This is a genomic window from Ruegeria alba (genome assembly GCF_022321465.1).
Classification (GTDB): domain Bacteria; phylum Pseudomonadota; class Alphaproteobacteria; order Rhodobacterales; family Rhodobacteraceae; genus Ruegeria_B; species Ruegeria_B alba.
Window position 1 is genome coordinate 560,905 of the sequence record NZ_JAKOEM010000001.1, and the last position, 15,390, is coordinate 576,294.

The window sequence follows — 15,390 nt, forward strand, 5'->3', positions numbered from 1 at the left end:
TTTGCAGCAAGAGGAAAGAGCGACAGCACTTCTTCATTCCGCTGCAAATACTCCGGAGCGCGAGGCGGAGCCTCGCAAAACCGTCACCAGCGGCCTGTGGAGACCTGGAGGCCAAGTCGCAGGTTGCGCGCAAAGGGGCTGAGGCCAAGCTGGCCCGCCGCCACGCGTGCGGGTTCCTTGTGTGCCTGACGTAACAGCGCACCGCTTTGCCAACCCGCCAGCAGCGCGGGCCGCGCAGCAGGTGAGATCATGGCGCGTTTCGCGCGCGCCCGAGACAGCCGGTCAAGCCCCTCCTCGGCCAGTTGCCGGATACCTGCGGGGGTACCGTCGAGCAACGGGATGCGCCCACGCGCCTCCAGTTCCGGGATGGCGCGGAACCAATTGGCCAATCCCGTCGCATAGCCGTATTCGCGCAAGACGCCCTCATCGGCCTGCCCCAGCGCGGTCGCCGCGGCGCAAAGCAGGCTGGCGCTGCTCTCTTCGAGATAGCGGGTCAGGTCGGCGTCATCCTCGAACGGATCCCGATAGATGTCCCAACGCCGCACCGCCACGAATCCATCGAGCCGCGCCGCCATCTGCGGGCTGAGAATACCCGCCAGCGGCGTCACCACCGGATGCCGGCGTGGCGGCTTGCCCAGGGCAAGCTCTTCCAACGCGTCACGCCACCATTGCAGCCGCATCTCGGCAATCATCGGCTCGGCCGAGGCCCAGGGCGCGCGCGCCACCTCGACCGCCAGCGCATAGAGCGGAAACAGCACCCGCCGCGCCGCCACCGGCGCCGCCATCGCCGCCGCGAAACGGTCCGGGTCGGCGCGCTGCACCAGATCGGCGCAGGCGGTCAGATCGGCGTCGAAGACGTCGCTCACTCCGCCGCCACCCCTTGCCCCGCGCAATCGCGCAGCAGTTTCCAGTTGATCGCGTCCAGAAGCGCCTCGAACGAGGCGTCAACTATGTTGGCGCTGACGCCCACGGTGGACCAGCGCCGCCCCTTGCCATCCTCGCTGTCGATGATGACGCGGGTCACCGCTTCGGTACCGCCCTGGGTGATGCGCACCTTGAAATCCACCAGCCGCATGTCGCTGAGGATCGCCGAATAGCGCCCCAGATCCTTGGCCAGCGCCTTGTAGAGCGCGTTGACCGGGCCGCGGTCGCTGCCGGTCTCGTCCAGCGACTCGCTGACCGAAAGCAGCTTTTCGCCATCCACCTTGACCACCACGACCGCCTCGGACAGGCTGACCATGCGGTCATACTTGTTCTTGCGCCGCTCGACCGTGACCTTGTAGCGCTTGACCTCGAAGAACGCGGGCATCTGGCCCAGCTCGCGCCGCGCCAGCAGCTCGAAACTGGCCTGTGCGGTGTCATAGGAATAGCCCTCGTCCTCGCGCGCCTTGATCCGCTCCAGGATATGCCCCAGTGCCGGATCGCCCGGCGGCACGCTCAGCCCCGCATCTGTCAGCCGCTTGCGCAGGTTCGACTGGCCCGCCTGGTTCGACATCGGGATGATGCGCTCGTTGCCGACCAGCGCGGGGTCGATATGTTCATAGGTCGAAGGGTCCTTGAGGATGGCGCTGGCATGCAGCCCGGCCTTGTGGGCAAAGGCGGACGAGCCGACATAGGGCGCCTGTTTCACCGGCACCCGGTTCAGGATATCGTCCAGCATGCGGCTGATCCGGGTCAGGTCGGCCAGCGCCCCCGCGTCGACACCGGTTTCGAACCGGCTGGCATAGGGTTCCTTCAACAACAGCGTCGGGATCAGCGAGGTCAGGTTGGCATTGCCACAGCGCTCGCCCAGCCCGTTCAGCGTGCCCTGGATCTGGCGCGCGCCCGCCATTACGGCGGCCAGAGAACAGGCCACCGCCTGATCGGTGTCGTTGTGGCAATGGATGCCCAGACGGTCGCCGGGGATACCGGCGGCGATCACCTCGCCCACCACGCGGGCCACATCGGCGGGCATGGCGCCGCCATTGGTGTCGCACAGCACGATCCAGCGCGCGCCTGCCTCCAGCGCGGCCCGGCAGACCTCCAGCGCATAGGCGGGATTGTCGCGATAGCCGTCAAAGAAATGCTCGGCATCGAACAGCGCCTCGCGCCCCTGCGCCACGATATGGGCCATCGAGGCGCGGATGTTCTCGGTATTCTCGGCCAGCTCGATCCCAAGCGCATGGGTCACGTGGTAGTCATGCGCCTTGCCGACCAGACAGACGGTGCCCGTGCCCGCATTCATCACGGCGGCCAGCACATCGTCGTTCTCGGCCGAGCGGCCCGACCGTTTGGTCATGCCAAAGGCAGTAAGCTTGGCGCGGGTCGCTGGCGCGGCCTCGAAAAACGCGCTGTCGGTGGGGTTGGCGCCGGGCCAGCCGCCCTCGATATAGTCGATGCCGAGGCTGTCGAGCGCAGCCGCGATGCGCAGCTTTTCCGGGGTCGAGAATTGCACGCCCTGGGTCTGCTGCCCGTCGCGCAGGGTGGTGTCGTAAAGGTAGAGGCGGTCGCGGGTCATGCGGTGTCTCCTCGACAGGGCAGCGCCCGGCCCGGGGTGGGCGCATGGCGCCCGCCCATGGGGGCGGGTCGGGCGCGGCCCGGGCAAGCCCGGGCGGGGCATTCGCGATGGAAGGTCATTTCAGGGCCTCCAGCTTGGCGGGGTCGAACCCGGCCGAGGGCAGCAGCGAGACGCCCTCCTTGCTCATCCGCACCTCAAGCCCGGCAGCGACAAAGGCCGCCTTGAGCCGGTCCACTTCGGAGAAATCCTTGCTCTCCATCGCGACGCTTCGGGCGGCGGCGAGTTGCGCCTCGAACCCCGTCAGATCGACGGAGGCACCATCCCAACCCGAGAGTTCATCACTCAAAAGCCCCATGAGTTGGGCAGAGGCGAGCAGTTCCGACAGCTCGCCTTCGGCGGCCAGGCGATGCAGCTCGGTAAGGGCGCCCGCCGTGTTCAGGTCATCGGCCAGTGCCTCGATCACTGTGGGCGCCGCGCTGGCGGCGGGTTCGATACCCGCTGTCAGCGCGCGCCACTTGCGCAGGGTTGCCTCGGCCTCTTTCGCCTTCTTCTCGGTCCAGTCCATCGGCTTGCGATAATGCGTGCTCAGGAACACGAAGCGGATCACCTCGCCCGGGATGCCCTGATGAAGCAGGTCCCGCACGGTAAAGAAGTTGCCCAGCGACTTGGACATCTTCTTGCCCTCGACCTGCAACATCTCGTTATGCAGCCAGACATTCGCAAAGCGACCCTCGGGATGGGCGCAGCAGCTTTGCGCGATTTCGTTCTCGTGATGCGGGAACATCAGGTCGTTGCCGCCGCCATGGATGTCGAAGCTTTCGCCCAAGAGCTCGTAACTCATGGCCGAGCATTCGATATGCCAGCCCGGCCGCCCCCGGCCCCAGGGGCTGTCCCAGCCGGGCAGATCGGGGGTCGAGGGTTTCCACAGAACGAAATCCATCGGGTTCTTCTTGTAGGGCGCCACCTCGACCCGGGCGCCCGCGATCATGTCATCGACCGAGCGGCCCGAGAGCTTGCCGTAATGCTCTTTCCAAGAATCCACCGCGAACAGCACATGCCCCTCGGCCGCATAGGCATGGCCCTTGGCGATCAGGCTCTCGATCATCGCCACCATCTGCGGGATATACTCTGTGGCGCGCGGCATGTGGTCGGGCTCCAGCGCGCCCAACGCGCCCATGTCGTCCAGAAACCACTGGGTCGTCTCGGCGGTGATCTCGCCGATGGGCCGCCCGCTTTCAGCGGCGCGCGCGTTGATCTTGTCGTCGACGTCGGTGAAGTTGCGCACATAGGTCACGTGATCCGCGCCATAGACATGGCGCAGCAACCGGTAGAGCACGTCGAACACCACCACCGGCCGCGCGTTGCCCAGATGCGCCCGGTCATAGACGGTGGGGCCGCAGACATACATGCGCACGTTCCGGGGGTCGATCGGGACAAACTCTTCCTTTGTCCGCGTCCTTGTGTTGTGCAGCTTGATCGTCGTCATCGGGTCTTGTTCCTCAACAGCATGCGGCAGGCGCTTGTCAGCGCGGGCTTAGCAACTTGTCTTTGCGAAGAAAACGACGAATGACCAGCCCGCGAATGGATCAGCGGGTAATGCAGCAGATAATGATGCGAATGGTGCGGGTCATGGCAGAGCCATAACACGGCTTGTTCGCTGATCCAAGCCTTGAAACCGCACGCCGCAGGGGAGCCGTCGCCGGCATGCGTCGAGAAACCGTGACCGCGGTGGCAACCGGGCGCGGGGAACGAGGTCCGCTTGAACCGGGCTGCGGACCTCTTGTGTGACCGGATGCCCGGGCAGGTCGGCGGCGCACTGCGTTGCGCGCCGCCTGCCCGCACTCAGAACCGCAGCGATGCCCGCAGGTTGAAGGTGTTGACGTCGAAATCGCTTCCGGCGCCGCCAAAATCCTTGAACTGGTGGCGCAGAACCTCGCCACTGACCGACAAATAGTCGGTCACCGGCATCGCCAGACCCAAACCATAGACCAAGCCGTTTTCATTGCCGAATGTCGAGGTGGCGCGCGCCGCCCCCAGCACGCCATAGGCCAGCACCGGGCCAAAGTCGTAACCGGCCTTGACCTTGAGCCGCCCGATCTCGTCCAGCGTGCCGCCCCCGCCGCCCAGATCGTTGTTGACCCGGTCATATTCCAGTTCACCGCCCATGACGAACCGGTTGCCCAGATCAAAGTTGTAGCCGATATGGCCACCAAATGTGGCGGCCTCGCCATCGCGCGCGCCGGGGCCATCGACATCGCCATAACCGACACCCAGACCCAGATAGGCGCCGCTCCAGTTACCTGCGATTGCCGGGGCGGCGGCCATAGATACCGCGACCAGCGCGGGAACCAAATGCTTCATTGTTCTACTCCTTGCCACGGGACAAGAGAAACCCGGCAAGATATTGTCACCAATATCTTTTTCAGCGCCGCTCTCCTGTCGCCACCAGACAGATGCGCCTTGTCGTCACTTGCTTCAAGCCGCCAAGGCCACGGCTCTGCAGGCTGGGCCGGAACCCGCCACAGGGGGGCTAAAGCGTCGCGGAATCCCGCGCACGAGCGCTGCGACACGCAGGTCGCAAACAGGACAGATCAGGTCGGATCGGGATGGCATTCTGCCACAGGATGAGGAGCGCAAGCATGCAAGAGGAACGCAGCAAGATCTGCCTGGTCAGCCGCACCATCGGTGCCGACCGGGGGCGTGCCGCACGGGGTCGGCCTGGCCACCGCTGACGCGTTTTCTTCCTTTCCATTCCCAAACTCACCAGGATTCTACCTGCATGAACGATCAGACTCGTAGCACTGCCCGTGCGGGCGGGCGTTCGGCCCGTCGCGCCGCCCGCTCTGCCGCGCTTCCCGACCATCTGCGCCCCATCCGCCCCGGTATGAGCGGTGGCGCGCTGAACCTTCTGAGCCAACAGGACATGGAGCGTATCCATGCCGCGGCCCTTGACGCGCTGGAACGTATCGGCCTGGCCGATGCCCCGCAAAGCGGCATCGACTATCTGGTCGGCGCCGGCTGTATCCTGGGCGAGGACAAGCGCATCCGCTTTCCCCGCGCGCTGGTCGAGGACACGCTGGCCCGCGCCAACCGCTCGGTGACGCTCTACAGTCGCGACGGCAAGACCGACCTCGAGCTTGCGGGTACGCGGGTCCATTACGGCACCGCAGGCGCGGCGGTTCACATGGTCGATGTCGATGGCCGCGAATACCGCGATTCGACGGTGCAGGATCTGCACGACGCCTCGCGGATCTGCGAACGGCTCGACAATATTCATTTCGTGCAACGCCCGATGGTCTGTCGCGATATCAGCGACAATTTCGAAATGGATATGAACACGATTTATGCTTGTTGCTCAGGCACGTACAAGCATGTCGGCGTGTCCTTTACCGACCCGTCCTATGTGGCGCCTGCCATCGAAATGCTGCACATGATCGCCGGAGGCGAGGCCAACTGGCGCGAGCGGCCCTTCGTGTCGAACTCCAACTGCTTTGTCGTGCCGCCGATGAAGTTTGCCACCGAATCCTGCCTGGTGATGGAGGAATGCATCAAGCACGGCATGCCGGTGCTGTTGCTGTCGGCGGGCATGGCCGGGGCCACCGCGCCCTCGACCGTGGCGGGCGCCATCGTTCAGGCGGTGGCCGAATGTCTGGCCGGTCTGGTTTACGTGAACGCGGTCAAGCCGGGCGCGCCCGCGATTTTTGGCACCTGGCCCTTTGGCCTGGACCTGCGCACCGGCGCGATGACCGGCGGGTCGGGCGAACAGGCGCTGCTGACAGCGGGCTGTGCCCAGATGCACCGCTTCTACGATCTGCCTGGCGGCGCGGCGGCGGGGATCGCCGACAGCAAACTGCCGGACATGCAGGCCGGGTGGGAGCAGATGTGCTCGAACGTCATGGCGGGTCTGTCGGGGTTGAACATGGTCTACGAGGCGGCGGGCATGCATGCGTCGCTGCTGGGCTTCTGCCATGAAAGCCTGATCCTGTCCGACGACCTGATCGGCCAGGCGCTGCGCTGCGTGCGCGGCATCGAAGTGACCGACGAGACGCTTGCGGTGGATCAGATCGCCGAGGTCTGTCTGGGCGGCAGCGGCCATTATCTGGGCACCGACCAGACGCTGGGCCGGATGCAGGTGGACTATGTCTATCCCACGCTGGGGGACCGGACCTCGCCCAAGGAATGGGTGGAAAAGGACAAGCCCGACCTGATCGCCAAGGCCGTGGCCCGCAAGGAGGCTATTCTGGCAGAGAGGTCAGCGGCGCGTTTCGATCCCGTTACAGATGCGGCGATTCGGGCGAAGTTCAACATTCACTTGGCGCCGTAAGCTATTGAAAGTGAACGGCGGCCCGAAGGCCGCCGTTCCAGATGGCGATCAGCCATCGCTTGCGGGAAGCAAGCCTGCCTGCTGTGCTTCGGCGACTTCCTCGGCATCCAGGACCGCATCGCCATTGGAATCCATCCGCACAAAGGTTTCTGCGTTCACCTCGGGATTTGCGGCCTGAACCTCGGTCAGGGTCAAAACGCCGTCGCCATCTGTATCCGCGCTGCTCTGCGCCCATGCGGTTGCAGGCAGGGCCATACCCAAGGCGCCCAGCAGGGCCAGCAGTTTCGGTGTCATTTGAGTCTCTCCTCAAGTGGGTTATGTCTCTGTCATGTCCGGACAGGCACACCCTCCACCCTTCGCGGGGCGTTGTCATCGGCTTGCGTCGAACAGCGCGGATTCGCGCTGACTGGCGCCGGTTGCCGCTGATCCGGTCGGCGAACCGCCGCCCGGCAGTACACGCGCAGTCGAGATCGGCGGATGTCCCCAGAGCGGGTCGCGGCGATCCGGCAAGAGCCTGCCGGATTTCTCCCGAATCGCGGACAAAAAAAAGGGGGCCGAAGCCCCCTATTGAGTCTCGCGTGCCAGGCTCAATCGTTGACCGCCCGGTATTTTCTGCCTGCGGCCTGGACGCGTCGGGGGCGAGCGCACCCGCCCCGTGTTCGAGTGAGGGGGCTGGTCACCCCGCCCCACCCGGGACCCGGCAGCCCCAGCAGCTGGGGCTGTCGGCTGGAACGCCGGGCGCGGATGGGCCGCGCCGCCGGTTCCGGATTTCGTCGGGGCCGGATTTCCGAGGGAAGCCCCCGGCCCCTACGCGCCCCGGCGGGGGCGCGATTTGTCGCCCCGTGGTTACGAGCAGCCGCTCGTCGCACCACAGGTGTTGCACTTCATGCAGGTGCCGTTGCGCACCAGCGTGTAGTTGCCGCATTCGCCGCAGGCCTCGCCCTCGTATCCCTGCATGCGGGCCTTGGTGCGGGCATCCATGCCGGTGGCGGCCACGGCGGCCTGTCCGGTTTCGGGCACCAGCGTCTGCAGCGCCGCGACGGGGTCGCCGGCACTGTCCAGCGCCACCGCGCCAACACTGGCACCACCATTCAGCACCACCAGCTCCTGCGGCAGACGCTTGCGCAGATAGCCGGTCGAGCTGATCTGTTTCAGCACCTCCAGCGACTTCGATGCGGCGCTGTCGCTGACAGTGGCAACGTTCGACACACCCTCTTCCTCACCCTTGCCGATATCGTCAAAGGTGGCACCTTCGGGCTTCACATGGGCCAGGTCGGTACGGTCGAGATAGCTGACCGCCAGTTCCCGGAACACATAGTCCAGGATCGAGGTCGCGTTCTTGATCGAGTCGTTGCCCTGCACCATGCCGGCCGGTTCGAACTTGGTAAAGGTGAAGGCATCGACAAACTCCTCCAGCGGCACCCCGTATTGCAGGCCGACCGAGACCGCGATGGCAAAGTTGTTCATCATCGCCCGGAACCCGGCGCCTTCCTTATGCATGTCGATGAAGATCTCGCCCAGCGAACCGTCCTGATATTCGCCGGTGCGCAGATAGACCTTGTGACCGCCCACGATCGCCTTCTGGGTATAGCCCTTGCGGCGATGGGGCAGTTTCTCGCGATGGCTGCGGATCACCTCCTTGACCACCACCTTCTCGATCACCTTCTCGGCCAGCACGGCGGCCTTTTCGGCCGGGGTGCCGGTTTCCAGCACCTCGGCGGCCTCGTCGTCATCCTCGATAAGGGCGGCAGCCAGCGGCTGGCTCAGCTTGGAGCCATCCCGATAGAGCGCGTTGGCCTTCACCCCCAGCGACCAGCTGAGTTCATAGGCCTTCTGGCAATCCTCGATGGTGGCGTTGTTGGGCATGTTGATCGTCTTGCTGATCGCCCCCGAGATAAAGCTCTGCGCTGCCGCCATCATGGTGATGTGGCTGTCCACCGACAGGAAACGCTTGCCCTTCTTGCCGCAGGGATTGGCGCAGTCGAAGATCGCGTAATGCTCTTCGGACAGATGCGGCGCCCCTTCCAGCGTCATCGTTCCGCAGACATGGTCGTTGGCCGCGTCGATATCCTTCTTGGTAAAGCCCAGATGCCGCAGCAGGTCAAAGGTGGGGTCGTTCAGCTTGGCCGCCGGGATACCCAGAACGCCGGTGCAGAAATCCTCGCCCAGGGTCCACTGGTTAAAGACAAAGCGGATATCAAAGGCGCTTTCCAGCGCGGCGTCGATCTTGCGCAGCTCGTTGGGGCCAAAGCCGTGGCCCGTCAGCGAGGTGTGGTTGATCCCCGGCGCATTGCCGATGGTGCCATGACCCACCGCATAAGACACGATCTCTTCGATCTGGGCGCTGGAATAACCCAGGTTCTCCAGCGCGGCGGGGACCGAGCGGTTGATGATCTTGAAATAACCGCCGCCCGCCAGCTTCTTGAACTTGACCAGTGCAAAATCGGGTTCGATCCCGGTGGTGTCGCAATCCATCACCAGGCCGATGGTGCCGGTGGGCGCGATCACGCTGGTCTGCGCGTTGCGATAGCCGTTCTTCTCGCCCAGGCTCAGCGCCTCGTCCCACGAGGCCATCGCCAGTTCGACCAGACGCGGGTCGGGGCAGTTGGAATGATCCAGCGGCACCGGCTTGACGCTCAGCTTTTCATAGCCATTGGCCTTGCCCTGGGCAGCGGTGCGGTGGTTGCGCATCACCCGCAGCATATGGGCGGCGTTGCGCTCATACCCGGCAAAGGGCCCCAGCTCTCCGGCAATCTCGGCCGAGGTGGCATAGGCGACACCGGTCATGATCGCGGTCAGCGCACCGCAGAGCGCGCGGCCCTCGTCGCTGTCATAGCCGTAGCCCATGTTCATCAGCAGGCCGCCAATATTGGCATAGCCCAGACCCAGCGTGCGGAAATCATAGCTGAGCTGCGCGATCTCCTTGGACGGGAACTGCGCCATGGTCACCGAGATTTCCAGCGTCAGCGTCCACAGGCGGGTCGCATGGATGTAATCCTCGGCCTGGAACTCGCCATCCTTGAGGAAGGTCAGCAGGTTCATCGACGCCAGGTTACACGCGGTATCGTCGAGGAACATGTATTCCGAACAGGGGTTCGAGCCACGGATCGGGCCGTCTGCCGGGCAGGTATGCCACTCGTTCACCGTGTCGTGGAACTGGATGCCCGGATCGGCGCAGGCCCAGGCCGCATGGCCCACCTTCTCCCATAGCTCGCGCGCCTTGACGGTCTTTGCGACCTTTCCGTTGACTCGGTTGATCAGCTCCCAATCGGCATCCTTTTCCACCGCCTTGAGGAACGCATTGGTGACCCGGATCGAGTTGTTCGAGTTCTGGCCCGAAACCGAGTTATAGGCCTCGCTGTCCCAATCGGTGTCATAGGTGGGGAACTCGATGCTGGTATGGCCCTGCTTGGCGTAATCCAGCACCCGCTTGATATAGGTTTCCGGGATCGCGACCTTTTTGGCCTCGCGGATCGCGGCCTTGAGCCCCTCGTTCACCGCCGGGTCATAGGCATCCACCTCGGCGCCGTCCCAGGCACGGATCGCGGCAAAGATGCCGTTCAGCATCTTTTCATGCATCTTCGAGCCGGCGACGATGCTGGCGACCTTCTGCTCTTCGAGCACCTTCCACTGGATGAACTGCTCGATATCGGGGTGATCGGCATCGACGATCACCATCTTAGCTGCCCGACGGGTTGTCCCGCCCGATTTGATGGCGCCCGCGGCGCGGTCGCCGATCTTGAGAAAGCCCATAAGGCCCGAGGATTTGCCACCGCCCGACAGGCTCTCGCCCTCGGCGCGCAGATGGCTGAAATTGGTGCCGGTGCCGGACCCGTATTTGAACAGGCGCGCCTCGCGCACCCACAGATCCATGATGCCGCCCTCGTTCACCAGGTCGTCGCTGACCGACTGGATGAAACAGGCATGCGGTTGCGGATGTTCATAGGCGCTGTCCGACTTGGTCAGCTTGCCGGTCTTGTAGTCGACATAGTGATGGCCCTGCGCCGGACCGTCGATGCCATAGGCCCAGTGCAGGCCGGTGTTGAACCATTGCGGGCTGTTGGGCGCGGCGCGCTGAGTGGCCAGCATATAGCGCATCTCGTCGAAATAGGCGCGCGCATCCTCTTCGGTGGTGAAATAGCCACCTTTCCAGCCCCAATAGGCCCAGGCGCCCGCCAGCCGGTCAAACACCTGCTTGGACGAGATCTCACCGCCCATTTCGGCGTCGCTGTCGGGAACCGAACGCCACAGGAATTCCGGCACGCCCTTTTCGCGCACCTTCTTGATACGGCTGGGCACGCCCGCCTTGCGGAAATATTTCTGAGCGATCACGTCGCTGGCGACCTGGCTCCAGCTGGTGGGAACCTCGATATCGTCGAGGCGGAACACGATGGTGCCATCCGGATTGCGAATCTCGGAGGTCGCGGATCGGAACTCCAGATCCGCATAAGCATCCTGTCCCGCCGTCGTGAACTTTCTTTCGATCTTCATGTCCCCAGCCCCTGGTCGTTTCTTGATTTCACAGCCTGCGTGGTGGCACGCCTGCGCGCTCTCCGATGTCTACCGATTGCACTTTCGTGCAGCAGAACGAATTCTAACAGCAGCGCGAAGCAAGGCCTCGCGCTCAACAATTCTTGATCTTTGGTTTCTCCTTCCCGACCTGCCCGCTCAATTCGCGCAGCCACCAGATTTTGTGGCTAACCGGTCGGCTCATACAATCTGGCGTATCCAGGCATAGTAGGTCAACGTGATTTTTACCCCTCTCCGCGAATCTTTTTTGTTGACCCGCGTGCCTTTTGGCGTGATCGCGATTCCTCCACAAAGCCATCCCCAGCGCCTGCCGTAGCCGATGCCAGAGGGGCAAAAATTTTTTCCTTATGTCTCGGGCGCTTTTGGGATCGAACCAATGCTGCCATGCAGAAAACACAGCATCTAACAAGTCGCGGCCTATTGCCCGGGCAACGCCTGCAATCAAGCCAAATCACGGACCGCCCCCCAATGACGACCCATTGCAGTCGCTTGAACGCCGGCTTTTCGGGGATCTGTCGCAACGAAAACTGTGGCCGGAGGCACACTAGATGTAGCGGTCAGACCGTCATCTTGACCGAATCCCTGCATATTGCAGGTGCCGGGAATCGCGCTCTCCAAACCTACGCTACAAGGCGCAAACAGAACAACACGAGGAAGACGAGAAGAAAGTGGTCGGGGCGGCGAGATTCGAACTCACGACCCCCTGTACCCAAAACAGGTGCGCTACCAGACTGCGCCACGCCCCGGACCGTGCGCCTTCCTATCCGCCGAAATCCGATTTGAAAAGGCCTAACAGGGCCAGGCGGCCGGTCCGTCCGAAAAAACCTGATGCTGCAGCAGAGTGCCCGGTACAATCCCGTAACGCTCAGCCAGCCCGCCATTGATCTCGAGCACCGCAAACACCGCATCGCCGCCCAGGATCGCTGTTTCGTCATGCGGGATCGCGTTGGGATGAACGTGGGTTACGATGCCAGCCCGATCGACAAAGATCAAATCAAGTGGGATCAGCGTGTTCTTCATCCAGAATGCAACTCGCTGTGGACGTTCGAAGACGAACAGCATACCCGCACCGCGCGGCAGACTTTCGCGGAACATCAGCCCTTGCGACCGCTCCGCTGGCGTTTGCGCCAGTTCGATTGTGAAGCGCAGCTCGGCCCCTTCGCTGCGCAGGCGCAACTCGCCATCCCGGCAGTTCTCCGCCCAAAGCGTGGTGGCGCCAGCCAGCCAGACCAGCAGACCAAGCTTCGCGCGGATCACGACAGCGCCTTCATGTATTCAGCGCCGCTTCCCAAGCCAACACCTCGGCGGCCATGCGTCCGCGCTTACCGTCGACTACCCGCATCGCAAGCGCCTCGCCCGGTTGCAAGTCCGAGAGGCCCGATTGGCGCAGTACCTCGATGTGCAGGAAAACATCCTCGTTTCGACCGAAGACATTGGCAAAGCCAAAACCCTTGCCCTTGTCGAACCATTTGACCCGGGCCGGTTCCAGCGGCGCGGCTCGGATCGCATCCGAATCCATCTCGGCGAAATCCGACAGCATCACGGCTTCGGGCCGTTCGGGCGGAACGATGCTTATGACCTCGACCGCCTGCACACCGCGATCGGTACGATGGGTTACAATCTCGATTGCAGAGCCATCGGCAACCGAACTCTGGCCGAAGTTCCTAAGTACATTGACATGCAGCAAGATATCCGGGCCACCTTCGTCGGAGACCACGAAACCATATCCCTTGGTCGGATCAAACCATTTGACTCGTCCATGGACTTTGTATGCACTGCTCAGTTCTTCGGACACTTGCTATCCATCGTGATTTGACGTTGCTGTAAGCCCCTTGGTTTGCCGGATTTTACACCGGAAACACAAGGAAAAAAAGTTCTTCCATTTCTGACACTTGCATTTCACGTTCCGCGAATGTCAGGGGTTGAGACGCTGGATATTCCAGCTTTCCCCTGGGTCCGCCCGACGCCAGACAAAGCGGTCGTGCAGTCGGAATGCGCCATCCGCCCAGAATTCGATCTCGACAGGTGTCAGGCGAAACCCGCCCCAGAACGGCGGGCGCGGCGGGTTCGGTCCCTTGGCCGCGGTGATCTTGGCAACCTCGGCCATCAGCGCGGCGCGGCTCGACAGCGGCCGTGACTGGCGTGAGGCCCAGGCGCCCAGCCTGCTCTTGAGCGAGCGCGAGGCATAATAGGCATCGGCCTGCGGCCCCGCTTCGCGGGTGATCGTGCCGCGCACCCGGATCTGGCGGCGCAGCGATTTCCAATGCATCACAAAGGCGGCCTTACCAGCCTGCTCCAGCTCGATCGCCTTGGCGCTTTCGTAATTGGTATAGAAAACGAAGGCCGCCGGTTCGATCTCTTTCAGCAGCACCATCCGCACATTCGGCAGCCCCGAGGCATCCACCGTCGCCAGCGCGATTGCGTTCGGATCATTGGGTTCCGACTGTTCGGCCTCGGCCAACCACTCCCGTGCAATAGCAAACGGGTCATCACCGGCGAAGATGCCAGTCCTGTCACTCATGTCCATCCCCTTGAACAACTGCGACAGAGCCTAGGCCCTCTTCCCGACACGGGCAAGAGCGCGCGCCCTTGAAGGGACATGTTCTATAGCATAAACCACAAGCTCATGACGCGACGACAGGCGGAGAACCGAACATGTCAAATCAGTTGATGGCCGGAAAACGCGGCCTCATCATGGGACTGGCCAATGACAAATCCATCGCCTGGGGCATTGCCCGAGCGCTTGCGGATGCGGGCGCAGAGCTGGCCTTTTCCTATCAGGGCGATGCGCTGAAGAAGCGGGTCGACCCTCTGGCCGCGCAACTGGGCAGCGAGATCGTGCTGCCTTGTGACGTGGGTGACGAGGACTCGATCGACGCGCTGTTCGACGCGCTCGAACAGAAATGGGGCAAGCTCGACTTTGTCGTGCACGCCATCGGCTTTTCCGACAAGAACGAGCTGCGCGGTCGCTACGTCGACACCAGCCGGGCGAATTTCAAGCTGACCATGGATATCTCGGTCTTTTCCTTCACCGCGGTGATGAAGCGGGCCGAAAAGCTGATGACCGAGGGCGGCAGCGCCATCACCCTCACCTATTACGGCGCCGAACAGGTGATGCCGCACTATAATGTGATGGGCGTGGCCAAGGCGGCGCTGGAGGCGTCGGTCAAATACATGGCCGAGGATCTGGGCAAGGACGGTATCCGCGTCAACTCCGTCAGCGCCGGGCCGATCAAGACGCTGGCCGCCAGCGGCATCGGCGATTTCCGTTATATCATGAAGTGGAACGAGTATAACTCGCCGCTGCGCCGCAATGTCACGATCGACGATGTGGGCAAGTCGGCGCTCTACCTGCTCTCGGATCTCAGCTCGGGTGTCACGGGCGAGAACCTGCATGTGGACAGCGGCTATCACATTGTCGGGATGAAGGCGGTCGACGCCCCCGACATCGACAAGGGATAACGGGGGTAAGTCGGCATGAGCACCAAGGATCCGCATCGCCTGCCCCATGAAAAGGGCTTTCACATCAGCTGGGACCAAATCCATCGCGACAGCCGGGCGCTGGCCTGGCGGCTGGATGGCCAGGGCCCCGACGAGGGCGCCTGGCGCGCGGTGGTGGCGATCACGCGCGGCGGCATGGCCCCGGCGATGATCGTCAGCCGCGAGCTGGACATTCGCACCGTCGACACGATCAGCGTGAAATCCTATCACCATCAGGCCCAGGGACAGGCACAGGTGCTGAAGGCGCCGGATGAGGCGCTGATGGGCGACGGAACCGGTATTCTGGTCATCGACGACCTGGTCGACAGCGGCAAGACGCTGGAACTGGTGCGCGAGATGTATCCCAACGCCCATTTCGCCACGGTCTATGCCAAACCCAAGGGCCGGCCGATGGTCGATACCTTCATCACCGAGGTCAGCCAGGACACCTGGATCTTCTTTCCATGGGACATGGCGCTGCAATATGTCGAACCCTATCGGGGCACCGACTGATCCAACTGCCAGCGCGCCCGAAGGGGCGCGCTTTCTGCACCAAGAC

The 15,390-nt window shown here is 63.2% G+C and carries 12 protein-coding genes and 1 tRNA gene; 3 read left to right on the forward strand and 10 right to left on the reverse strand.

Going from position 1 to position 15,390, the window contains the following annotated elements; genetic code table 11:
* Positions 1–83: 83 nt before the first annotated feature.
* From MB818_RS02715 to MB818_RS02730, 4 genes are all read right to left on the reverse strand, one after another.
* Complete coding sequence (locus MB818_RS02715) at positions 84–866, reverse strand: squalene/phytoene synthase family protein (RefSeq protein WP_238903831.1); 783 nt, start codon at positions 864–866, stop codon at positions 84–86.
* Entirely contained in the window at positions 863–2,497 is a 1,635-nt protein-coding gene (gene cimA / locus MB818_RS02720) for a citramalate synthase (protein ID WP_238903833.1), read from the reverse strand. Before cimA ends, MB818_RS02715 begins: the two co-directional genes overlap by 4 nt.
* A 115-nt stretch (positions 2,498–2,612) precedes the next feature.
* Entirely contained in the window at positions 2,613–3,983 is a 1,371-nt protein-coding gene (cysS, locus tag MB818_RS02725) for a cysteine--tRNA ligase (protein WP_238903835.1), read from the reverse strand.
* Positions 3,984–4,339: 356 nt separating this feature from the next.
* Positions 4,340–4,858 (reverse strand): outer membrane beta-barrel protein, encoded by a 519-nt coding sequence (locus tag MB818_RS02730; protein WP_238903837.1) that lies wholly within the window; start codon positions 4,856–4,858, stop codon positions 4,340–4,342.
* 418 nt (positions 4,859–5,276) lie between these two features.
* On the opposite strand from MB818_RS02730, the gene MB818_RS02735 reads away from it, so the two are divergent.
* Positions 5,277–6,821 carry a trimethylamine methyltransferase family protein gene (locus MB818_RS02735; RefSeq protein ID WP_234136799.1) on the forward strand — a complete coding sequence of 515 codons (1,545 nt, stop codon included), beginning with the start codon at positions 5,277–5,279 and terminating at the stop codon, positions 6,819–6,821.
* A 48-nt stretch (positions 6,822–6,869) separates the two neighbouring features.
* On the opposite strand, the gene MB818_RS02740 is transcribed toward MB818_RS02735, so the two are convergent.
* From MB818_RS02740 to pdxH, 6 genes are all read right to left on the reverse strand, one after another.
* A complete protein-coding gene (locus tag MB818_RS02740) occupies positions 6,870–7,115 on the reverse strand; it encodes an EF-hand domain-containing protein (RefSeq protein WP_234136800.1) in 246 nt (81 codons plus the stop codon).
* 552 nt (positions 7,116–7,667) lie between these two features.
* The gene (locus MB818_RS02745; RefSeq protein ID WP_234136801.1) at positions 7,668–11,312 is read right to left on the reverse strand and encodes a vitamin B12-dependent ribonucleotide reductase; all 3,645 of its coding nucleotides are present in this window, start codon (positions 11,310–11,312) and stop codon (positions 7,668–7,670) included.
* 708 nt (positions 11,313–12,020) lie between these two features.
* Positions 12,021–12,097: transfer RNA gene (locus tag MB818_RS02750), tRNA-Pro, on the reverse strand.
* Positions 12,098–12,140: 43 nt separating this feature from the next.
* The gene (locus tag MB818_RS02755; RefSeq protein WP_234175677.1) at positions 12,141–12,608 is read right to left on the reverse strand and encodes a DUF192 domain-containing protein; all 468 of its coding nucleotides are present in this window, start codon (positions 12,606–12,608) and stop codon (positions 12,141–12,143) included.
* Positions 12,609–12,618: 10 nt separating this feature from the next.
* Complete coding sequence (locus tag MB818_RS02760; protein WP_234136803.1) at positions 12,619–13,146, reverse strand: cold-shock protein; 528 nt, start codon at positions 13,144–13,146, stop codon at positions 12,619–12,621.
* Between the two features lie 120 nt (positions 13,147–13,266).
* A complete protein-coding gene (gene pdxH / locus MB818_RS02765; RefSeq protein ID WP_234215642.1) occupies positions 13,267–13,872 on the reverse strand; it encodes a pyridoxamine 5'-phosphate oxidase in 606 nt (201 codons plus the stop codon).
* Between the two features lie 134 nt (positions 13,873–14,006).
* On the opposite strand from pdxH, the gene fabI reads away from it, so the two are divergent.
* Entirely contained in the window at positions 14,007–14,813 is an 807-nt protein-coding gene (gene fabI, locus MB818_RS02770; protein WP_234145196.1) for an enoyl-ACP reductase FabI, read from the forward strand.
* 15 nt (positions 14,814–14,828) lie between these two features.
* Positions 14,829–15,344: a xanthine phosphoribosyltransferase gene (gene gpt, locus MB818_RS02775; RefSeq protein WP_234136806.1), complete on the forward strand. Its 516-nt coding sequence runs from the start codon at positions 14,829–14,831 to the stop codon at positions 15,342–15,344.
* Positions 15,345–15,390 lie beyond the last annotated feature (46 nt).

What these genes read in the sequence shown, in the direction of transcription:
- cimA (WP_238903833.1), bottom strand. Translation starts at nt 2,497, where the DNA reads ATGACCCGCGACCGCCTCTACCTTTACGACACCACCCTGCGCGACGGG.
- cysS (WP_238903835.1), bottom strand. Translation starts at nt 3,983, where the DNA reads ATGACGACGATCAAGCTGCACAACACAAGGACGCGGACAAAGGAAGAG.
- MB818_RS02730 (WP_238903837.1), bottom strand. Translation starts at nt 4,858, where the DNA reads ATGAAGCATTTGGTTCCCGCGCTGGTCGCGGTATCTATGGCCGCCGCC.
- MB818_RS02735 (WP_234136799.1), top strand. Translation starts at nt 5,277, where the DNA reads ATGAACGATCAGACTCGTAGCACTGCCCGTGCGGGCGGGCGTTCGGCC.
- MB818_RS02740 (WP_234136800.1), bottom strand. Translation starts at nt 7,115, where the DNA reads ATGACACCGAAACTGCTGGCCCTGCTGGGCGCCTTGGGTATGGCCCTG.
- MB818_RS02745 (WP_234136801.1), bottom strand. Translation starts at nt 11,312, where the DNA reads ATGAAGATCGAAAGAAAGTTCACGACGGCGGGACAGGATGCTTATGCG.
- pdxH (WP_234215642.1), bottom strand. Translation starts at nt 13,872, where the DNA reads ATGAGTGACAGGACTGGCATCTTCGCCGGTGATGACCCGTTTGCTATT.
- fabI (WP_234145196.1), top strand. Translation starts at nt 14,007, where the DNA reads ATGTCAAATCAGTTGATGGCCGGAAAACGCGGCCTCATCATGGGACTG.
- gpt (WP_234136806.1), top strand. Translation starts at nt 14,829, where the DNA reads ATGAGCACCAAGGATCCGCATCGCCTGCCCCATGAAAAGGGCTTTCAC.